The sequence below is a fragment of the Streptomyces sp. NPDC050422 genome (assembly GCF_044458665.1).
Taxonomy (GTDB): Bacteria; Actinomycetota; Actinomycetes; order Streptomycetales; family Streptomycetaceae; genus Streptomyces.
The window spans coordinates 238,184-258,801 of the sequence record NZ_JBITIE010000012.1 but is presented as its reverse complement, the minus strand read 5'-3'; the positions used below and the strand labels follow the sequence as shown (position 1 = coordinate 258,801).

16 protein-coding genes and 2 pseudogenes are annotated in these 20,618 nt (G+C 71.9%); 8 read left to right on the top strand and 10 right to left on the bottom strand.

Translation table 11 applies throughout. From position 1 onward, the window contains the following. Positions 1-113 precede the first annotated feature (113 nt). The 3 genes from ACIBJG_RS21085 to ACIBJG_RS21075 form a co-directional block, all read right to left on the bottom strand. On the bottom strand, positions 114-1,034 hold the full coding sequence (locus ACIBJG_RS21085) for a carbohydrate ABC transporter permease (protein ID WP_399309282.1): 921 nt from the start codon (positions 1,032-1,034) through the stop codon (positions 114-116). Between the two features lie 15 nt (positions 1,035-1,049). Beyond that, entirely contained in the window at positions 1,050-2,039 is a 990-nt protein-coding gene (locus ACIBJG_RS21080) for a carbohydrate ABC transporter permease (RefSeq protein WP_399309280.1), read from the bottom strand. 207 nt (positions 2,040-2,246) lie between these two features. Next, positions 2,247-3,575, bottom strand: a complete 1,329-nt coding sequence (locus ACIBJG_RS21075) for an ABC transporter substrate-binding protein (protein WP_399309278.1) — start codon at positions 3,573-3,575, stop codon at positions 2,247-2,249. An 854-nt stretch (positions 3,576-4,429) separates the two neighbouring features. Here ACIBJG_RS21075 and ACIBJG_RS21070 point away from each other — a divergent pair. Then, a pseudogene (locus ACIBJG_RS21070) lies at positions 4,430-5,119 on the top strand (alpha-isopropylmalate synthase regulatory domain-containing protein); the annotation flags it as partial. Between the two features lie 95 nt (positions 5,120-5,214). Then, on the top strand, positions 5,215-5,340 hold the full coding sequence (locus ACIBJG_RS21065; RefSeq protein ID WP_399309277.1) for a hypothetical protein: 126 nt from the start codon (positions 5,215-5,217) through the stop codon (positions 5,338-5,340). Here the strand turns inward: ACIBJG_RS21065 and ACIBJG_RS21060 are convergent. The 3 genes from ACIBJG_RS21060 to ACIBJG_RS21050 all read right to left on the bottom strand — a co-directional run bounded on the left by ACIBJG_RS21060 (position 5,331) and on the right by ACIBJG_RS21050 (position 9,100). Next, positions 5,331-6,812, bottom strand: a complete 1,482-nt coding sequence (locus tag ACIBJG_RS21060) for a cellulose binding domain-containing protein (protein WP_399309275.1) — start codon at positions 6,810-6,812, stop codon at positions 5,331-5,333. The genes ACIBJG_RS21065 and ACIBJG_RS21060 overlap by 10 nt on opposite strands. 129 nt (positions 6,813-6,941) lie before the next feature. After that, positions 6,942-8,393, bottom strand: a complete 1,452-nt coding sequence (locus tag ACIBJG_RS21055; protein WP_399309272.1) for a sensor histidine kinase — start codon at positions 8,391-8,393, stop codon at positions 6,942-6,944. After that, positions 8,390-9,100, bottom strand: a complete 711-nt coding sequence (locus tag ACIBJG_RS21050; RefSeq protein ID WP_399309270.1) for a response regulator transcription factor — start codon at positions 9,098-9,100, stop codon at positions 8,390-8,392. Before ACIBJG_RS21050 ends, ACIBJG_RS21055 begins: the two co-directional genes overlap by 4 nt. Before the next feature lie 90 nt (positions 9,101-9,190). Here ACIBJG_RS21050 and ACIBJG_RS21045 point away from each other — a divergent pair, with 90 nt between their 5' ends. Next, entirely contained in the window at positions 9,191-9,730 is a 540-nt protein-coding gene (locus tag ACIBJG_RS21045; RefSeq protein ID WP_399309268.1) for a hypothetical protein, read from the top strand. A 12-nt stretch (positions 9,731-9,742) separates the two neighbouring features. On the opposite strand, the gene ACIBJG_RS21040 is transcribed toward ACIBJG_RS21045, so the two are convergent. Further along, positions 9,743-10,669, bottom strand: coding sequence for a spermidine synthase (locus tag ACIBJG_RS21040; RefSeq protein WP_399309266.1), 927 nt, complete (start codon positions 10,667-10,669; stop codon positions 9,743-9,745). 119 nt (positions 10,670-10,788) lie between these two features. Beyond that, positions 10,789-11,256 carry a hypothetical protein gene (locus tag ACIBJG_RS21035; RefSeq protein ID WP_399309264.1) on the bottom strand — a complete coding sequence of 156 codons (468 nt, stop codon included), beginning with the start codon at positions 11,254-11,256 and terminating at the stop codon, positions 10,789-10,791. Between the two features lie 241 nt (positions 11,257-11,497). Between ACIBJG_RS21035 and ACIBJG_RS21030 the strand changes: the two genes are divergently transcribed. Continuing rightward, positions 11,498-12,862, top strand: coding sequence for a tetratricopeptide repeat protein (locus ACIBJG_RS21030; protein ID WP_399309262.1), 1,365 nt, complete (start codon positions 11,498-11,500; stop codon positions 12,860-12,862). Between the two features lie 382 nt (positions 12,863-13,244). Here ACIBJG_RS21030 and ACIBJG_RS21025 read toward each other — a convergent pair whose 3' ends face one another. After that, positions 13,245-13,841 carry a histidine phosphatase family protein gene (locus ACIBJG_RS21025; protein ID WP_399309260.1) on the bottom strand — a complete coding sequence of 199 codons (597 nt, stop codon included), beginning with the start codon at positions 13,839-13,841 and terminating at the stop codon, positions 13,245-13,247. Between the two features lie 356 nt (positions 13,842-14,197). On the opposite strand from ACIBJG_RS21025, the gene ACIBJG_RS21020 reads away from it, so the two are divergent. From ACIBJG_RS21020 to ACIBJG_RS21005, 4 genes are read left to right on the top strand one after another with little or no spacing between them, the layout of a single operon-like run. Then, entirely contained in the window at positions 14,198-15,169 is a 972-nt protein-coding gene (locus tag ACIBJG_RS21020) for a phosphatase PAP2 family protein (protein ID WP_399309258.1), read from the top strand. Further along, positions 15,075-16,241: a hypothetical protein gene (locus tag ACIBJG_RS21015; protein WP_399309256.1), complete on the top strand. Its 1,167-nt coding sequence runs from the start codon at positions 15,075-15,077 to the stop codon at positions 16,239-16,241. Before ACIBJG_RS21020 ends, ACIBJG_RS21015 begins: the two co-directional genes overlap by 95 nt. Beyond that, entirely contained in the window at positions 16,232-17,836 is a 1,605-nt protein-coding gene (locus ACIBJG_RS21010; protein WP_399309254.1) for a hypothetical protein, read from the top strand. The genes ACIBJG_RS21015 and ACIBJG_RS21010 overlap by 10 nt, the downstream gene beginning before the upstream one ends. After that, positions 17,833-19,167 (top strand): AAA family ATPase, encoded by a 1,335-nt coding sequence (locus ACIBJG_RS21005; protein WP_399309252.1) that lies wholly within the window; start codon positions 17,833-17,835, stop codon positions 19,165-19,167. Before ACIBJG_RS21010 ends, ACIBJG_RS21005 begins: the two co-directional genes overlap by 4 nt. A 104-nt stretch (positions 19,168-19,271) precedes the next feature. On the opposite strand, the pseudogene ACIBJG_RS21000 reads toward ACIBJG_RS21005, so the two are convergent. Continuing rightward, positions 19,272-20,475 (bottom strand): annotated as a pseudogene (locus ACIBJG_RS21000) (RNA-guided endonuclease InsQ/TnpB family protein). Positions 20,476-20,618: the final 143 nt, after the last annotated feature.

The window sequence follows — 20,618 nt, the reverse complement described above, 5'->3', positions numbered from 1 at the left end:
CAGGGGCGGGAAAAGAGGGTGGAACTCCGGAGCCCGTACAGCCCGCGGTCAGGTACGGGCCGTACGGGAGTTCCGGGAAGAGGCGGGGGCCGGGAGGAACGGCCGGGGGAATGTCAGCCCTTGACGGCGCCGGACATGATCCCGCCGACGATCTGCTTGCCGAAGATCACGAACACCACGAGCAGCGGCAGCGTGCTGATCAGCGCGCCGGCCATCACGATGCTCTCGTCGGGGGTGTACGAGGCCTTCAGCTGGCCGAGGGCCACCTGGAGGGTGGGGTTCTGCTGGTTCAGCGCGAGGTAGGGCCAGAAGAAGTCGTTCCACGACTGGACGAAGGTGAGCATACCCAGCACCATCATCGCGGGACGGGCCACCGGAATCACGACGCTTCGCACGATACGGAAGTTGCTCGCGCCGTCGATCTTGGCGGCCTCGATCAGCTCGTACGGCAGCGCCTCGATCAGGTACTGCCGCATGAAGAACACGCCGAACGCACTGACCAGGGTCGGGAAGATCACCGACTCCAGGCTTCCGCTCCAGCCGAGGTCGGCCATCATCATGAACAGCGGGACGACGCTGAGCTGCGGCGGGATCGTCAGGGTCGCGATGACCCCGGCCATCAGCGCCCCGCGGCCGCGGAAGCGCATCTTGGCGAAGGCGTAGCCGGCCAGGGTGCAGAAGAAGAGCGTCGCCAGCGTGATGCAGCCGGAGACGATGAAGCTGTTGACGATCGCCTTGCCCAGGTGGGCCTGCTCCCAGGCGGCTTCGAGGTTGTGGAACAGCCGTCCACCGGGCAGGAAGGGCGGGGTGGTGGCCAGAACTTCGTCCTGGGTGTGGGACGCGGCCACGAGGGTCCAGTACAGCGGCAGCAGCGAGCCGATGCCGACGACGGTCAGCGCGATGTAGGCGAAGGGACCGCCCTTCAGCTGCTGTCCGGCACCGGGCTTGAAGCGGCTGGGGCGCTTCTGCGCGCGGTGCGCGGTGCGCACCGGGCGGACGGACCCGGGAACTTTGGTGGGGCTGGTGATGGTCATGGATATCGCTCCCGGTCAGACCGCGGATTTGCGTACGAAGCGGCCGATGAGCCAGTTGACCGCGGCGATGAGCAGCAGGAGGGCGAGCATCGCCCAGGCCACTGCGGCGGCCGGACCGAGATGCCCCAGGTTCCAGCCGTAGTTGAAGAGGTAGATGCTGAGGGTCTCGTACTGGTTCTCGCTGCCGCCGGTCGCGCCGAGCTTGCCCCCCTCCAGCAGCAGGGGCTCGCCGAACAGCTGCATCGAGCCGATGGTCGAGATGACGATCGTGAACAGGATCGTGGGCCGCAGCGAGGGGATGGTCACCTTGAGGAACTGCTGCCAGCGCGAGGCGCCGTCGAGCGAGGCGGCCTCGTACAGATCGGACGGTACGGCCTGCATCGCGGCGAGGTAGATCAGGGTGTTGTAGCCGGTCCAGCGCCAGATCACGATGACCGAGATGGCGATCTTGGACGTCCAGTCGCCGTTGGCCCAGTTGGTGTCACCGAAGCCGACGAACTCCAGCGCCCAGTTCAGCAGACCGCCGTCGGCCCGGAAGACCAGGGCGAAGACGAGCGCCGCGGAGGCCACCGAGGTGGCGTACGGGGTGAGGATCACCGTGCGCCAGAAGGTGCTGGCACGGAGCTTGTAGTTCAGCAGGTGTGCCAGGCCCAGGGCCACGAGCAGCTGCGGGACCGTCGACATGACACCGATCAGGAAGGTGTTGGTGACGGCGGTCCAGAACTCCGAGTCGTGCAGGATCTTGTCGAAGTTCTCCCAGCCGACCCATGTCATCTGGTCCATGCCGGTCATCTCGACCCGGTGCAGCGCGATCCAGCCGGTGTAGATCAGCGGATAGAGCCCGAAGGCGCCGAAGATGAGGAAGAACGGGGCTACGTAGGCATACGGCGACGCCTTGTCGTCGAACCGCCAGAGGCGGCTCCGCCACGTCTGGCGGCGGGTGTCCACCGGCTTCTTCGGGGGTGGCGGGGCGTATGCGTCCCGGGTGGGAGACGAGGTGGCCACGGGCGGGATTCCTTCCCTGGAGTGCTTGGGTTACCCGGGTACGAGGCAGGGCCCAGGACGCGTGCGGTGGGCTTCCACGGGGCGGCCGGGGAGATACCCGGTCGCCCCGTGCAAGCCCGCCGGAAGACGCGTCCCGCACGGCTCCGCACCCGCGGGACGGTGACGTGCAGGTGCGGGCGGCCCGGGGGCCGCCCGCCGCTGCGAACGTCAGCCGATCACCTTGTCGATCTTCTCCGTCGCCGCGTCCCACGCCTTGTCAGGCTCGGTTCCGCGCTGCTCCATGTTGTTGATCTGGGTGGAGATGGCTTCCTTGATGGCGGCGTCCTTCGGGCCGATGATGGCCTCGGGGATGGACTTGGCCTCATCGGCGTAGATCTCACCGATCGGTGCGTCGTTGAAGTACGGGAGCTTGCCGGTCTTCACGTCGGCCAGCTCGTACGCGCCCTTGTTGGACGGGAAGAGACCGACGGCCTTGAAGACGGCGGCCTGCTGCTCGGGGGCGGTCAGCCACTTCACGAGCTTGCCGGCCTCCTCGACGTTCTTGCCCGACTTGGGCACACCGAGGAACGATCCACCCCAGTTGGCGGCGGACGAACCGGGGGCGGTGGTGATGTCCCACTTGCCCTTGTTGCCGTCACCGGCGGCGACCGAGATCTGGGCGGCCATCCAGGCGGGGCAGACCACGGTGGCCATCGTGCCCTTGCGCAGAGCGGCCTTCCACGGGTCACCGAACTGGGCGAGGCCCTGGGTCAGTCCCTTGTCCGCGGCCTCGGCCGACAGGTTCCAGCCCTGCTTGACGCTGGGGCTCTCCTTGTAGATCGCCTCGCCGTTCTCGTCGTAGTACTGCTTCGCGTTCGAGCTGACGACGGCGTTGAACATCGCGCTGGCGGAGTCCATGAAGTAGGTGTCCTTGGGCGCCTTCTTCTTGAACTCCTCACCCAGCTTGAGGTAGTCCTCCCAGCCACCGGAGATCTTCGCGGCGACGTCCTTGCGGTCGGTCGGCAGGCCGGCCTTCTTGAAGAGCTCGGTGTTGTAGCAGAGCGACATCGGGCCGATGTCGGTACCCGCGCCGATCACCTTGCCGTCCTTCGCGGTGGCCTGCTTCTCCTTCCAGGACACCCACTCGTTGACGTCGATGACCTTGCTCAGGTCGGCGAACTGGTCCGCCTTGGTGTCGACGAGCTCCTTGATGCGCCCGACCTCGAGGCCCTGGACGTCGGCCAGACCACTGCCCGCGTTCAGCTGCTGGAGCAGCTTGGGGTAGTAGTCCTCCTCCTTGGCGGTGGTCTCTTCCTTCACCGTGATGTTCGGGTGCAGCTCGTGGTACTTCGCGAAGAGACCGGCTTCCTTGTAGCCGAACTGCCCGAAGTCCGCGACGGTCAGCGTGATCTTCCCGTTCGCATCGGAGGACGTGTTGTCCGACGAGTCCGAGTCGCTGCTGCAGCCGGTCAGCAACAGGGCCGTGGCTGTCAGGCCCGTGGTGGCCAGAACCGCGACTCTGCGGCTCCGACCGGCGGCGGTGCGGGTGATACGCATTCCACTACTCCTTGTTCCAGGGTGGGACTGGCTCACTGCGTGGCATACGCGCTGGTGAGTGCGGGTGCCGGATGGTTCAGGGGGGAGGACACGGGCAGTGCCGTTCGCGCGAAAATTCCTCTTGCGATGTGGGAGCGCTCCCATGCGTCGATGTCGGAAGGTTGCTGCCTGGGAGGGGTGGGTGTCAAGAGTTGAAGACGCTTCCGTTGCGCGAGCGTGTCCTGCAAGTCACGAGACCGTGTCCGGCCGAGGGCTTGCCAAAGCGCGTCATCGCGGGAAGCGGACGGAGTGATTCCCGAATTCCCGCAGGTGGCAGCCCTGTTGAGAGTGGATCTTGAGACGGATCCCAGGAAGCGGACGCGACCGTACCGGTTTTGCCGCACCCCCCGGAAACACCCTCCAGCACCCCCGTTTCCTTCGACCGGGCCCGCCGGAAGGTGAACGGGACGTCGCACCCAGGGGGCACTCAGGGACACCTCCGCGTTCTTTCCCCGAAGTCGAGCGCCGGACGGTGGCCGAAACGGCGAGCCGCCGGATGACCGGAACGACGCCCACACGGAAGCCGCCGATCCGGGCAACCCGGATCATCGGGACGCCCGGGACCACCGGGATGAGACGGACCAACTGGGCGCACCGGGCGGCGTGGTGCGGGCCGGGAGGCGCAGGCGGTGACGCGTGGCAGGCAGGACCGGCGAGTGCGGGCCTGCTGGACGCCGGCGGACGGACCCGCCTCAGCCCCTCAGGCGGCGCGCAAACGGTCCAGGGTGCGCTGCAACTCCGCCTGCGCGGCCCGGCCCGCCGACTCCGCGTCACCCGCCACCACAGCGGTGACCAGCGCCCGGTGCTGCGCCTCGCCGTACGGCGGCGACCTGGTGTACACCGCGTTCTCGGGCACCCATCAGGACGCGATCAGCAAGGGGTTCGCGCACCGCGCGAGCAGCGGCTCCGAGCTGTGGGAGGTGCCGTACCTGCCCATCGACCCGGCGGACGTCGGGCGTACGTACGAGGCGGTCATCCGCGTCAACAGCCAGTCCGGCAAGGGCGGCATCGCCCACCTGCTGCGGAGCAACCACGGCGTGGACCTGCCCGCGGGCATGAGGGCGGACTTCTCCCGCACGGTGCAGGACGCGACGGACGACAGCGGCCGGGAGGCCACGCCGAAGGACCTGTGGGACCTGTTCGAAGCGACGTATCTGGCCCACGGGCGGGACGGCTCGATCGCCCTGACCTCCTGGTCGGCGGAGAGCGGTCCGGCCGGTGAGCACCGGTTCGTCTGCACGCTGCGGGTGGACGGGCGCGAGGGCGACTACGAGGGCATCGGCAGCGGGCCAGTGGGGGCTTTCACGCATGCGCTGGAGGGTGCCGGGGTGAAGGTGACGGTCCTGGACTTCGCGGAGCACGGCTCGCGGGGGCCGGGGGCGGCGGTGACGGCGTACGCGCGCTGCCGGGTCGGCGAGGCGGAGTGCTGGGGCGCCGGCCAAGGGGCGTCGAGTGTGGCGGCGTCGGTGGCGGCGGTGCTGTCGGCGGTGAACCGGGCGGAGTGACGAGGTGCGCGGTCGCCGCGCACAGGGGCGCGCACCCCGGCCGGGTGGGGGGAGTGTGGGGACCGGCCGGGGTGCGCGGGCGGGAGAGGTGGCTCTTGTGGTGCCGACCGCCCTCGTCGGCTAAGAGTTACGCGCCGAACGCGCTCGTCGGCTACGCGTACGCGCCGAACGCGCTCGTCGGCTACGCGTATGCCCCGAACATCTTCGTCGGCTACTTGTAGGCGCCGAAGGCCTTCGTGAAGGCGAGCGGCTCCTGGGCGATCGAGCTGCATGACGCGTCCGCGGACGGCTTCGGCCCGCCCGCGCACTCCTTGTCCCGCGTGCCCGACCACATGGCGAGCCAGGCGAGACCCTTCTCCTTTGCGAAGGCCACCAACTGGGTGGCGTCCTCGACCTTGAAGATCTCGGTGCTGACGTCGTTCACGCCGATCATCGGCGTGACGGCGACGGCCTTCCAGGCGTCCGCGTCGGAGAGGCCCAGTACACCCTTGACCTGGGCCTGGGTGGCCGTCGCCGCCTGGATGGCGTACGTGCCCATGTCGCCGCTGTACGAGGCGCCGTAGTCCATCGCCATGACGTTGACCGCGCCGACGTCCACGCCGTTCTTCTTCGCGTCGGCGATCAGGTCCACGCCGGGCTGGGTCAGGCCCTCGGGCATCACCGGCAGGGTGAAGGAGACGTCCAGGCCGGGGTGGGACTTCTGGAGCTGGGCGATGGCCTGGGAGCGACGGGAGTTGGCCGCCGTGTCGGGCAGCGCCCCGCCCTCGATGTCGAAGTCGACCTTGGTCAGCTCGTACGTGTCGACGACCTTGCCGTACGCCGCCGCGAGGTCGGTGGCCGAGGTGCAGTTCAGCGCCAGTTCGGAGCCGGAGGCGCCGCCGAAGGAGACCCGGACGTCGCCTCCGGCCGCGCGCAGGGCGCCGATCTGGGAGGCGACGTGGTCGTCACCGAGGCCGGTGACCCCGCCCCAGAGCGGGGCGCAGCTGCCGCCGGAGGTGATGAAGGCGAGGTTGAACTGCTTCACGCCGGTCTTGGTGGCGGTGTCGACCAGGTCGTACGCCGGGTAGAGCGAGGTGTCGACGTACGGGGCGAAGCCCGCACCGCTCGCCGTGCCACCGCCGCCGTCGGTCTGGGTGGGCGTCGGCGTGGGGGTCGGCGTGGCGGTCTCGCTGGGCTGCTGCGTGGGGGTGGCCGTGGCGGTCGGGGTGGGGGTCGCGGTCTCGGTGGGGCGGCCGCTCGGTTCCGGTGTCGCGCCGGTGTCGACGGAGCACGTGGCGTCGTCGATGAGGCAGCCGGTGGGGTCGGCGGCCGTGCCGTCGGAGCTGGTGACGAAGCCGACGGTGACCGACTTGCCGGGGGCGAGCTCCTTGTCCCAGCTCGCCGGCCCGACGGTGACGTGGCTGCCGCTGACGGTGTGCTCGCCGTTCCACAGGGAGCTGATCTTCGTCCCCGCCGGCAGGTCGAACTCGAGCGTCCAGCCGGTCTTCACCTGGTCGGTGTCGTTGGTGACGACGTACTGACCGGTGTATCCGCCGGTCCAGCCGCTGGTCCTCGTGTACGCGGCGCCTACCGCCGCGGCCTGGGCCGTGCCGGTGAGGGCGAAGACCGTGCCGCCGATCACGGCCGCGGCGACGACCGCGCCGATCGTCCTGGTCCTGGTGCTCGCCGTGCGCCGGTGCGTGCTGGTGCCCATCGCGTTCCTGCCTCGTCATACGGAAGTGGGGGATGCGGGAGCACGCTAGCGGCACCGATTCCGACAAACGGCATGATCCGGACCGGAGTTGATGTTCTTAGGGTTGGCTTAAGGAGCGCATCGGCCCGCCTAAAGGTTCGGGCCCGTCCCGGAGCGGAAGGGGAGCTTCCCGCGGCGGCCGGCCGCTCCGCGCCGCTGCCGGCCCACCCGGTGGCCGCGCCCGCGCCGCTGCGCCCGCTGCCCGTCGAGCCCGATCCAGATGCGCACCTCCGTGCCGCCGAGCACCGAGCGCCCGATCCGCACGTCGCCGCCGGTGGACTCGGCGACCCGGCGGACGATGTCGAGGCCCAGTCCGGTCGATCCCACCGCGCCCCCTGCTCCGCCGCGTCCGCTGCTGCCGCGTGCCAGTGCGGCCTTCGGGTCGGCGATGCCGCCACCGGCGTCCGAGACGAGCACGATCACCGCGTCACCGCTGTGGTGGACGTCCACGGCGAAGGCGGTGCCCTCCGCGGTGTGCCGGAAGACGTTGCCGAGCAACGCATCGAGTGCGGCGGCCAGTTCGGGGCGGGCCACCGGGATGCGTACCGTACGGTCCACTCCCGCGAGTCGCACCTCGCGTCCCTCGTCCTCGGCCAGCGCGGACCAGAACTCCATCCGCTCGCGGATCACCTCGGAGGCGTCGCAGCCGGCGCCGGGTCCGCCGTTCAGCCCCTGGGTCTGGGGGCGCTGTTCGCGGGCGGTCCTGATGATCGTGTCGACCTCGCGCTCCAGCTGATGGACGGCCGCCCGGGTCTGCTCGGCCGCGGGCCCCTCGCCGAGCGAGGCGGCGTTGAGCCGGAGCACGGTGAGCGGGGTGCGCAGCCGGTGCGAGAGGTCGGCGGCCAGTTCGCGCTCGTTGGCGAGGAGCTGGACGACCTGGTCGGCCATGGAGTTGAACGCGGTGGCGGCGGACCGCAGTTCGGTCGGCCCCTCTTCCGGCACCCGGGTTCCGAGCCGCCCCTCCCCCAGGTCGTGCGCGGCCCCCGCGAGCCGCCGGGCCGGTTCCACCATGCGTACGCCCAGCCGGTCGGCCACCGCGACGGAGCCGACGATCAGCGCGATGCCGACGCCCGCGAGCATCAGCCAGGCGGTGGCGACGCCGTTGGAGACCTCGCCCTCGGGCACGAACACCTCGACGACGACGGTGCCCCGGGAACCGAGCGCCGTCGGCTGGAGCAGCGCGGAGCCGCCCGCCACCTCGGTGATGGAGGCACGCCCCGACTCCCGTACGGTCTCCAGGTCCTTGCGGGTGGCGCGCCGGGTGCCGATCTCCACCGCCACGCCGTCGGCCTCGCCGGACGCGGGGACGTGGACGGCCATCCGGTCCGCGGCTCCCGGTTCGGTGGTGAGGACGGCCGTTTCGAGCTCGGTGCGGTCGGTGGTGATGGAGAGCGTGGGGCCGATCGTCGCGGCCTGCCGTTCGGCGTCGGAGAAGGCGCGGTCGCGCGCCATCTCCTTGATGACGAGGCCGAGCGGGACGGCGAAGGCGACCACGACCATCGCGGTGACGGCCAGGCAGACCTTGACCAGGGCCCATCTCATGCGGGCTGCTCCGGGGGCTCGGCGGGCGGCTGGAGCTTCACGCCGACGCCGCGCAGGGTGTGCAGATAGCGGGGCCGGGCGGCGGTCTCGCCCAGTTTCCGGCGCAGCCAGGAGAGATGGACGTCGATGGTCTGGTCGTCCCCGTAGGACTGCTGCCAGACCTCGGCGAGGAGTTCCTTGCGGGGGACGACGACGCCGGGCCGGCCGGCCAGGAAGGTCAGCAGGTCGAACTCGCGCCGGGTGAGGTCGAGTGCGGTGCCGTCGAGTTCGGCCCGGCGCCGCAGCGGGTCCACGGAGAGCCCGCCGACCTGGATGACGCGCGGCGGTGTGGCCTCGCCGGCGGTGGCCCGCGAGCGGCGCAGTACGGCGGCCATGCGGGCCGAGAGGTGTTCGACGGAGAACGGCTTGGTCAGGTAGTCGTCGGCGCCGTCGTTGAGCAGCCGGACGATCTCGCTCTCGTCGTCCCGCGCGGTCGCGATGATGACGGGGACGTCGGTGATGCCGCGGAGCATCTTCAGCGCCTCGGCGCCGTCGAGGTCGGGCAGTCCCAGGTCGAGGATGACCACGTCGAACCGGAAGTGGGCGACCTCGCGCAGCGCTTCCAGCGCGGTACCGACGCTGCGCACCGTGTGGGAGGCCTCGGTCAGGTGCCGGATGAGGGCGGAACGTACGAACTGGTCGTCCTCGACCACGAGCACACTTGGCATGGGCGGCACCGTACGCCATCGGACCCTGTGCGGTCCGGCTGGTGGCCGTACCGGGGACACCACCGGGGCCTGTGGTGCAGGATGTGCCGGATGCAACGAGGTCTCGTACACGCGCTCGCGTGGTCGCTCGCCACCGGCGCCGCGGTCACGCTGTCGTGGTGGGGTGTGCACACCGTGATGGCGGGGACGGCGTACGACCCGCCGCGCGCGGTGCCGATCGCGGCGGGCGCCCGGAGTGAGGGGGACGGCGCCGAGAGCCTGGTGTCCTCGACGCACCGCCCGGAACCGTCGCCGTCGAAGAAGCCGTCCGCCACGCCTCCGGCCACCCCGAAGCCGTCCGCGACCCCGTCCCGGACTGCCTCCCGCTCCCCCGCCGGCACTCCGCGGCCGACAGCCACGGCGTCGGGCACGGCGAGGAGTTACCGGACGGACGGCGGCCGGATCGTCTTCGAACTCGGCACGGATGCGGCGAAGCTGGTGTCGGCGACGCCGGAACAGGACTGGTCGGTGCAGGTCTGGACGAACACGACATGGATCCGGGTGAACTTCACCAAGGACGACGGCACGACGGTGTCGGTCTTCTGCACCTGGAACGACCACCCGCCGCAGGTCGAGATCGTGAAGTCCTGAATCGTGTCCGGTTCAGTCGAAGGCGGACGCCGGCGGCGCGGGTGAGGGCCGGGCGTCCGCGTCGCGCACCGCGGCCGCGCCGCCGGTGAAGTCGGCGAGCGCCCGCCCGTGTTCGACGCGCCCCGGATGCGGATCGGTCGCCACCCTGCGGGTCAGCTCCGCGATCTTCGGTGCCGCGTCCGAGGCGAGCAGTACGGCGTTGCCGAAGCGGCGGCCGCGGAACACGGTCGGGTCGGCGGCGAGCGCCAGCTCGGGGAAGACGGTGGCGGCGGTGGCGATCTGGCCCCGCAGATGGGCCAGCGGCGGCCCGTCGGCCAGGTTGGCGACGTAACTCCCGCCGGGTTTCAGGACGCGGCGCACCTCGGCCAGGAACTCGGTGCTGGTGAGGTGGGCGGGTGTACGGGCCCCGCTGAAGACGTCGGCGATGACGAGGTCGGCCCAGCCGTCCTGGATCTTCCCGAGCCCGGCGCGGGCGTCGGTGGCGCGGACCCTGATCCTGGCCTGCGGGTCCAGTGGCAGCTCCCGGCGCACCAGTTGGACGAGGGCGGCGTCCACCTCGACGATCTGCTGGGTGGAGCGGGGGCGGGTCGCGGCGATGTAGCGGGCGAGGGTGAAGGCCCCGCCGCCCAGGTGCACGACGTGCAGCGGCTGCCCGGCCGGCGCGACCAGGTCGGCGATGTGGCCGATCCGGCGCTGGTACTCGAACGAGAGGTACGTCGGATCGTCCAGGTCCACATGGGACTGCGGGGCGCCGTCGATCGTCAGGGTCCAGGCGCGCCGGCGCTCCCGGTCGGGCACCAGCTCGGCGAGGCCGCCGTCCACCGGCTCGGTGACGTTGCCGCCGGGGCGCTCGGAGCCGCGCCCGGCCTTGCGATCGGTCTGGCGGTCCGCGCGCTGCTTGCGGTCGCCCGCGCCCCCGGCCGCTCCTCGACGTGCCACTGCTACTCGTCCCTGCTCACTGCTCATCGTGTCCGGGGCCGGTCGGGACCGGCCGTGACGGGCTGATCAAGGCACCCGCCGTCCGGCCATTATGAGCTCCGGGGCCACTCGGCACCTTCTCAGCGGCAGTTGTCGGCCGCCTCGATCAGCCGGGCCGCCTGGTCGAGCGCGGCCCGCAGCACGGCCGGGTCGGTGACCGGGGTGTCGTCGGCGGGCGGCAGCAGCCAGCCGCTGCCCTGGACCGGCGGCTCGGCGGGGATGCGCAGCCCGCGGCCGTCGGTCTGCGTACAGGCGCTGCCCGGTACGTCCCAGGCCTGCGCGGTGCCGGGGGGCACCAGGAAGCCGAGGGTGGCGCAGGCCCCGTCGTGGAGGACCGGGCCGACGGCCTCCTGGTCGGCGCCGCGCCGCAGGATGTCGACGGCCTCCAGGCCCTGGCGGGCAGGGACGGTCACCAGATCGCAGGGTTCGGGGGCCGGGGGTGTGCCGGGCCCCTCGGTGGGTGCCGTGGTGCCGGTCGTCGCCGTGCTGGCCGCTGTCCCGGGCGTCGCAGTCGTTCGCGAGCCGATCGCCATGCCGAGGTGCAACAAGGGACCTCTCCTCTCATCGCCGGGCGGAGCCGGACTCCGTCTCCGCATGGACCAACGCGCCGACGGCGTCAAGGGCTACGGTGCAGCACCGCCGCAAAGGGTGGCAGTTCATGGCGGATCGTGGGCGAGATATCCGTTTTGTTGGCAAACGCAGCGTGTGCGTCCCGTCACAGCAGGTACGTTCTTGCTCCGCCGGGACACCGGAAACAGGCGCCCGGCTTGCACCAGAGAGGGCCCCGCCATGGTGTCGACACGGGCAGTTCCCAACACCGCCTTCCGGCGGCTGCGCGGACAGCGCTCCGCCGGGGAGTTCGCTGCCGCGGTACGCAGGTCCGCTCGCGAGATCGGTGAGCAGGTCGCGTGCGACGCCCGGTACATCGGACGCGTGGAGTCCGGCGAGATCCGCTGTCCCAACTACGCGTACGAGCGGGTCTTCCTGCACATGTTCCCCGGGGCGCACCTGGCGGACCTGGGCTTCTCGCCGCGCGAATCGGTACGCGGCCGGGGGGCCCGGCCCGCGGTGGACGCCCCGCCACCCCCGACTTCCCCGCTGCTCGTGCTCGGCAGCGGCACCGACGAGGAGAGCGACGTGCTGCGTCGCGCATTCATGACGAGCGGCACCACCGCGGTGGCGGCCGCCTCCCTGGGTCTGGGCCTCGGCGGCCCGGCCGCCGCCTCCGTGCCCGCGCAGCGCCGGGTCGGCGAGGCGGAGGTGAGTGCCGTCGAGAAGGCGGTGCGGCAGATCCGCCTGCTCGACGACCGGCACGGCGGTGACGGCCTCTACCGGCGGGCCTCGCAGCCGCTGCGGACGGCGTACGCCCTGCTCGACTCCGGCATCGCGACCCGCCGCTCCACCGCGGACCGGCTGCACGCGGGCGCCGGTGAGCTGGCCATCTCGGTGGGCTGGCTGGCCCACGACTCGGGCCGGTTCGAGGACGCCCGCTCGCACTACGCGGAGGCGCTGGCCACGGCGCGGGTGGCCGGGGACCCGGCCCTGGAGGCGCACGCGTTCTGCAACGCGTCGTTCCTGGCGCGCGACACGGGCCGGCCGCGCGAGTCCGTACGCGCGGCGGAGGCGGGGCAACGGGCCGCAGAGCCGCTGGGCTCGCCGCGGCTGCTGGCGCTGCTCGCGCTGCGGGAGGCGGGGGGCCGGGCCGGGCTCGGGGACCGTACCGGCTGCGAACGGGCGCTCGGCCGGGCGCACACCGCGTTCGGGAAGGGGCCGTCCGCGGCGGACCCGGAGTGGATGACCTTCTTCCGGGAGGCGGAGCTGGAGATGCTGGAGGCGCAGTGCTGGTCGGCGCTCGGCGACTGGTCGCGGGCCGCGCGCCACGCACGGCGGGCGACGCGGCTGCAGGACCCGCACTTCACCCGGAATCTGGCGCTGTACCGCGCGGAGCTGACCTGGGACCTGGCGCGGGCGGGCCTCACGGAGGAGGCGGCGGCGACGGGTCACCGGGTGCTCGACCTGCTGGACCAGGTCCAGTCCTCCCGCATCCGGTCGATGCTGGCGGACGCGGCCACGGTCCTGCGGCCCCGGGGCCGCGGCTCGGTGGACGTGAAGGACTTCCTGGACCGCCACACGATGTCCTCGGCGGGCACGTAGGGCGACGCGATTCCGGCCCGTCCGGCCGCGCATTCCAGCCCGTCCGCCGGAACCCGACGGGACCGTCCGCCCAAATTCCAGCCCGTCCGCCCGAACCCGACGGGACCGTCCGCCCAAATTCCAGCCCGTCCGCCCGAACCCGACGGGACCGTCCGCCCAAATTCCAGCCCGTCCGGCGTTTGAGGACGGAACCGTCAGCCCGGGGCCGGGGCGCGAAATCCAGCCTGCCCGGCGTTTGAGGGCGAGGACCCGCGCCCGGGACCGGGGCGCACGGTTCCGTCCTCAAACGCCGGACGGGCTGGATGGTGCGGCCCCCAAGCGCGGAACAAGCAGAAGGGTGCCGGCCCCCTGAAAGTCGCCGCCCCCTCAAGCGCACCGCGCTCTACCGCTCCAAGTGCCCCGTGTCGTTCCACCGCTCCAGCGCCGGCCCCCCGTACGCCCAGCCCAGGACCGACAGCGACGTCGGGTCCAGCCGGATGCGTGCCGCGAACGACGCGTCCTCGCCCAGCCACCGCGCCCCCAGCACCCGCAGGATGTGGCCGTGGCCGAAGACCAGGACGTCGCGGTCGGCCGAGCGCGCCCACTCGACGACCTCGTCGGCCCGGGCCGACACCTGGGCCAGGGTCTCGCCCTCCGGCACCCCGTCGCGCCAGATGAACCAGTCCGGGCGGATCGCCTTGATCTCGGCGGGCGTCATCCCCTCGTACGCCCCGTAGTCCCACTCCATCAGCGCGTCCCACGGCTCGGCCAGCTCGCCGAACCCCGCGATCCGACACGTCTCTGACGCCCGCACGAGCGGACTGGTGCGGACCTCCAGCCCGGGCAGGTCCGCCCACGGCCCGCGGTGCAGCCGCTCGCCGAGCAGCTTGGCCCCCTCGCGCCCGGAGTCGAGCAGCGGAATGTCCGTCCTGCCGGTGTGATTTCCCTTGACGGACCATTCCGTGCGGCCGTGCCGGGCCAGCAGGATGCGCGGTGCCATGTGACAGCTCTCCCTGAAAAACTGGGACCTGAGATGCGGGATCTGAGATCTTGGACGTCTACGGGGACGATCCGTCCGGGACGGAACGGATGAAACAGGTACGACGGGTAAGACGCGTACGACGGGTAAGGCGCGTGAGACGGGCGCAGCGGGGAAACGGATCGTCCGGTTTTCCATCATCGCGTACCTTCGCGTGAGGCAACCTGGGGGGCCGCACCGGCGTCCCAATGACCACAGATGAATCCGAGCAGCTGAGGGGCGCCGGGGGGGGCACCCCGGGCGAACCGCGGCCGACCTGCACCGTACGGTTGAACGCCCGCCGTCGGCCGCATGAACACATGATGGAGAACTTCCGGATGCCGCATGCCACCACCGCGCCCGTGCCGCGCCACCGGCCCCGCTGGTGGACCGAGCTCCCGCTGCTGGCCCTGGTGTACGGGGCGTACTCGGGCGGCAGACTCCTGGTCCGGGGCGACGTGTCCACCGCCGTCGACCACGGGCTGCGCATCCTGGATCTGGAGAAGGCCCTCTTCCTCAACGCCGAGCACCCGCTCAACCGGCTGTTCACCGCGCACCCCTCGATAGGCATACCCGCCGACTTCGCGTACGCCTCCCTGCACTACCTCGTCACCCCGGCCGTCCTGATATGGATGTTCCGGCGCCACTCGGCCGCCTACCGCCGGGCCAGGACCTGGCTGATGACCTCCACGATGCTCGGCCTCATAGGCTTCACGCTCATGCCGACCTGCCCGCCGCGGCTGCTGGCCGCGGGGCACGGTTTCGTCGACACGATGGCCCAGTACAGCTCGTACGGCTGGTGGGGCACCGAGGCGAGCGCACCGCGCGGCATGGGCGGCATGACGAACCAGTACGCGGCGATGCCCAGCCTGCACGTCGGCTGGGCGCTCTGGTGCGGCATCCTCCTCTGGCGCCACGGCAGGCACCCGCTCCTGCGCGCCGCCGGCATCGCCTACCCGCTGATCACCGTCATCGTGGTGATGGGCACCGCCAACCACTACTTCCTCGACGCCGTCGCGGGCGCCGCGGTCATGGGCGTCGGAGCGCTGTTCGCCAGGCCCGTGTCGCGCCTGGCCGACCGGATCAAGCAGGCGGTCCTGGCCCGTTTCGCACGGGTGTCCCCCGCCATGCAGTCCCCGGATGTCAGTGCCGGATGCAAGACTTCCGCGGGTGAGCGAATCCCCGGCCAGCGGTCCACCTCCGCAGATCCCACCGATGCCACAGCACCGGCCGGTCCACCTGCCCCGGCCGACGTCCCGGCCGCCGCGGGAAGAGCCGCAGGCGGTGACGCTGCGAAGGCGGCTCGCTGAGCTGAGGGGCCCGGCCGTCGCGCCCCGTCCGCTGGACGCCCGCGCACTGGCCGCCCTCGCCGCCAACCCCGGCTGCAAGCGGCGCGCCCTGCTCGACGGGGCGGGGATCGACAAGGGCGCGCTCGCCACCGCACTCGGTTCACCGGCCGCCTTCGGCCAGTCCCAGTTCGCCTTCATGCGGGGCAACGCGTTCGAGGCCAGGGTCAAGGCCGACGGCGGTACGGAGCTGATGCGCCTGCTGCACGAGCGGTTCGGTGAGCCCGGCGAGCCGCCGCGGGACGTCCCTACGCCCGATCTGACGGCCGCGGGCCCCGAGGGCCGCGCCGCCCGTACCGCGCTCGCACTGCGCGAGGCGACCGGGTCCGGCGACTGGGCGCTGCTCGACCACCCGATGCTGGCCCTGGAGGTGGCCGGGTCCCCCGCCTATCTGGAGCCGGACGCGGTGGTGGTCCACCCCGACGGCACCTGGACGGTCGTCGAGATCAAGTCGTTCCCCATGATCGACGGCTCCGCCGACGCGGCGAAGGTGGGCGCGGCCGCCCGCCAGTCCGCCGTGTACGTACTGGCGCTGGAGCGGGTCGCCGCGGCGACCGACGGGGCCGAGGTCGGCCACCGGGTGCTGCTGGTCTGCCCCAAGGACTTCTCCAACCTGCCGACCGCGTCCGTCGTCGACGTACGCAAGCAGCGCGCGGTCACCCGCCGGCAGCTGACCCGGCTCACCCGGGTCGAGGACATCGCGGCGGCCCTGCCCGAGGGCACCACCTTCGACCCGGAGTGCTCACCCGAGGAGCTGGACACCGCCGTCGAGTCGGTCACTGCGGCGTACGCACCGGAGTGCCTGGCCGCCTGCGAACTGGCCTTCCACTGCCGGGCGAAGGCCCGCACCGCCGGTGCGGTCGAGGCGCTCGGGCGCAGTGTGCGGGGCGAGCTCGGCGGGCTGACCACGGTCGCCGGCGTGCTCGCCGCGGCTGCGGGCAAGGAGGGCGATCCGGCGGACCCGACGGTCGCCGCACTGCTCCGCGCGGCAGCGCTGCGCGCCGAGGCTCTGGAGGGCAGCACCGCATGTCGCTGATCGGCACCCTGGCCCGGCTGGAGGCCGTGGAGAGCGGTCGCGCCCAGCCGATGGCCACCGTCCGCCACCGCCATCTCGGCGACCGGCCGCTCGTGCTGGTGCCGCTCACCACCGCGGGCGAGGCCGGTGCCCCGCTCGGCGCGCTCGTCGGCACGGACCGCGACGCGCCCCGGCTGCTGGCCGTGGCCCAGCCGCGCGACCGGGACCTGCGGTTCGCGTTCCTCGCCGAGCTGGCCGAGACGGTCCTGCCGTACATCGACTCCTACGCCGAGGTGATCGAGCCCGCCGAACGGAGCGAGACCGACCCCGGGACCGGCAAGAAGGTCAAGGTCGTCACCGAGCTGTGCACGGACGCGGCGCAGCTGATCGTGCCGAGCCGGGCGGGCATCGAGTTCGTCCGGCTGCTCGGCCGCTCCATGCGGTTCCGGCGCACCGCCGAGGACGACCCGGACACCCCGTATCCGGCGCCCGCCCGGGTCCCGCTGCTGGGCCGCTGGCTGACGCACTACGGCGAGCGGGCCCGGGTACCGGGCTCCTCGCTGCTGCTGGCCGGCACCGATCTGCTGAACCGGCACTGGGCGAGTGGCCAGTCCTCCCTGGAGGACCAGCACCTGGGCGCCCTGCTCGCCTGGATCGACCCGCCGGCGGGCGAGTCCGGGGCCGAGGCCGCGCTCCGCGCCGAGCTGGCCAGGGATGCCGGGGGCCAGCTGCTGTGTCCGCCGGCCGGACCGGCGACGGACCCGGACTTCGACAACCGGCTGCTGGCCCCCGCGATCGAGAAGTACGACCGGGCGCGCACCTCGCTGGCCGCCGCCGAGGACGGTCTGGCGGCCGATGCCCGGCTCGCCGAACTGACCGCGGCCGAGCGGGAGATCAGGGGGCTGCTGGCCGGTGTGCTGCGGCCGACCTGGGACGCGGTGTGGCAGGGCCTGGACCTGCTGCGGGAACTGCCCGAGGGGTCCAGGGCCGAGGACCGCTGGACCCGGGACCGCTGGTCGTTCACCGGCCACCGCGACCGGGTGCGGGCCGGTGAGCCGCCGCAGCCGCGCCGGGACGACGCGGTGACGGCGGCCCGCAAGCTGGCGGCGCGGGAGACCGCGCAGGCGCAGCTGGACGCCCAGGAGGCGCTGGACGATCCACTGGTGCTGGCCGGCCGGCGGCTGGCGGGCGAGGCGTTCCTCGGCGAGGTGACGGCGGTGGAGATGGCGTACAGCGAGTCGAAGCGCCCCTCCCCGCGCCCGCTGGTCACGGTCCGCACGGCCGAGGAGCCGCACCTGGGCGAGCGCGTGAAGGTCTACCGCTCGCTGGACGGCAAGCCGCAGACCGCCGAGTTCGCGGGCTACGCGGCGGCGGACGACGGTCCGCAGGGGCTGGTGCTGCGGATCACCGACCGGATGGGCCGCGGCAAGGAGCCGGCCCCGGGGTCGGTGCCGGAGCCCGGTGACGTGATCGCCTGGACGCTCTTCGAGCACGACCAGCGCGGCGGCCCGCAACTGCCGGATCCGGAGGAGACCCCGTGGACCCACGGCGGCCCGCCGGGCGGCGCGGCGGCTGCCGAGCGCCCCGACCCCGTGACCACGGAGGACCTGCTGTGACGGCCGTATTCGACCCGGGCGCGGCAGCGGGCCTGGCCACCGCCCGGATCCTGGACGACACGCTGAACGGCTCGGCCCGCGGCATCGTGGTGGACTCCCCGCCGGGCGCGGGCAAGTCGACCCTGGTGGTGCGCGCCGCGCGGGAGCTCGCCGCGGCCGGCCGGCCGCTGATGGTGGTCGCGCAGACGAACGCCCAGGTCGACGATCTGGTGGTCCGGCTCGCGGAGAAGGATCCCGGCCTGCCGGTCGGCCGGCTGCACAGCAACGACTCCGATCCGTACGACAAGGTGCTGGACGGCCTGGCCAACGTACGGAAGTCGGCGAAGGCGGCGGATCTGGCCGGCCTCGACGTCGTCATCTCGACGGCGGCGAAGTGGGCCCATGTGAAGAACGTCGAGCCGTGGGGCCACGCGATCGTCGACGAGGCGTACCAGATGCGCTCGGACGCGCTGCTCGCCGTCGCCGGGCTCTTCGAGCGGGCGCTGTTCGTCGGCGATCCGGGACAGCTGGACCCGTTCTCCATCGTCGGCGCGGACCAGTGGGCGGGGCTGAGTTATGACCCGTCGGCCAGCGCGGTCACCACCCTGCTCGCGCACAACCCGGAGCTGCCGCAGCACCGGCTGCCGGTCTCCTGGCGGCTGCCGGCCTCGGCCGCGCCGCTGGTGTCGGACGCCTTCTACCCGTACACCCCGTTCCGCAGCGGTACGGACCACGGCGACCGGCTGCTGTCGTTCGGGATCGCGTCCGACGGCTCGGCGGCGGACCGGGTGCTGGACGAGGCGGCGGAGTCGGGCTGGGGCCTGCTGGAGCTCCCGGCCCGGCACACCCCGCGCACCGACCCCGAAGCGGTACGGGCGGTGGCCCTGGTGGTGCGCCGGCTGCTGGACCGGGGCGGGGCGGCGACCAGCGAGCGCTCCCCGGACCCGGCCCCGGTGACGGCGGACCGGGTCGCGGTCGGCACGGCCCATCGCGACCAGGCGGCCGCGGTGCGGGCGGCGCTCGCCGAGTTGGGGGTCACGGGGGTGGCGGTGGACACGGCGAACCGGCTCCAGGGCCGTGAGTTCGACGTCACGGTGATCCTGCACCCGCTGTCCGGCCGCCCGGACGCCACCGCGTTCCATCTGGAGACGGGCCGGCTGTGCGTACTGACCTCCCGCCACCGCCACGCCTGCATCGTGGTGTGCCGCGAGGGGGTCACGGACCTGCTGGACGAGCACCCGTCGACGGAGCCGGTCCAGCTGGGCGTGACGGTGAAATTCCCGGACGGCTGGGAGGCCAACCACGCGGTGCTGGCACATCTGGCGGAACATCGGGTGCGCTGGGGCCGTTGACGGCGGGGGCGCGACGGACAGCAGGAGGACCGGCGCGCACCCCCGAAAGCGCGGAGGAGGAAGAACCACGTGACTCCTCCCCGCCCTGGGGGCGGGGCTTCTCGCTATGCCGTGTTGGCGTGGCGACGGACCAGCCCGGCCCGTAGGACGTTGAGTGCCCCGACCTCGTCGGCATGGGCCTGGTGGCCGCAGTCGACGCAGTGGAACTTCTCCTGTGTGGGCCGGTTCTCCTTCGCGGTGTACCCGCATGCGGGACACGTGCAGGAGGTGTTGCGGGGGTCCACGGCCATCACTTCCCGCCCGGCACTCTCAGCCTTCGCATTCAGGATCGTCAGGAACACCCCCCATCCGGCATCAGCAATCGAACGGTTCAACCCGGCCTTGGCGACCGCCCCGTTGGGCAGGAACGCGCCCGGTACATCGTGGGCGGGTTTCGGTGCGGGGGCTTTGGTCATGTTGCGGATCTTGAGGTCTTCGTGCGCGATGAAGTCGTGCTCGCGGACCAGGGTGAGCGCGGTCTTGTGTGCGTGGTCGAGCCGCCGGCGCCGCACCTTGCCGTGCAGGGCTCCCACCTTCTCCACCGCCCGCTGATGGTTACGGGTGCGGTCCCTGACCCTGCACCGGGGGAACCGGGACAGCGCTCGCTGTGCGGCCTCCAGTTTGCAGGCGGCCTTGCGGGCGTGGCGCGGGTTGGGGATGTGGGTGCCGTTGGAGTCGGTGAGGAACGAGGCGATTCCGATGTCGGAACCGGTCGCGGGCAATGGTTCGGGCAGGGGCTGGTCGGCTGTGATCACGACGAACCATTTGCGGCCCTCGCGTTTCACGCTGACGGTCCTGACCTTGCCGACCACTGGGCGGTGCTGGTTGACCCTGACGTGCCCCACGCCCTGGAAGCGGACCCGGGTGACGGGGTCGTGCGGGGTGGAGTCCCAGCGGCAGCCGTCGCCGTCCCTGGGGAAGTCCACCGTGTCGAACCAGTTCACCCCTCGAAAGCGCGGGTATCCGGGCTTGTCCCCGGCCTTGACCCGGCGGAAGAACGCGGTAAACGCCTTGTCCAGCCTGCGAAGCGCGGCCTGCTGGGAGCTGAACGACCAGCGACCCTGACGCTCGGGGTCGAAGGCCCGGATGTCCCTGAGCTGCCCGGACTGCATCCCGTACTTGATGCTCGTTCTCGACCGGTGCCCGTAGGCATCACGGCGCTCCTGCAACGCACCGTTGTAGAGCGAGCAATGATCACGCAGCATCTCACCGAGCGCAATCGACTGACCCACCGTGGGCCGTAAGAGAAATTTTGTACGCGCGAATCAACCAGCCCACCCCCTCACCCGGCTCCGCAAACCAACGTACCGTCGACGAACATCAACACGAAGGGAAGCAAAAGCCGATTCACTCGCAGGAATGACAACGTCCGCCGGTCTTTCGAGGCAGCGCCGGGCGAACTCAACGGCAAA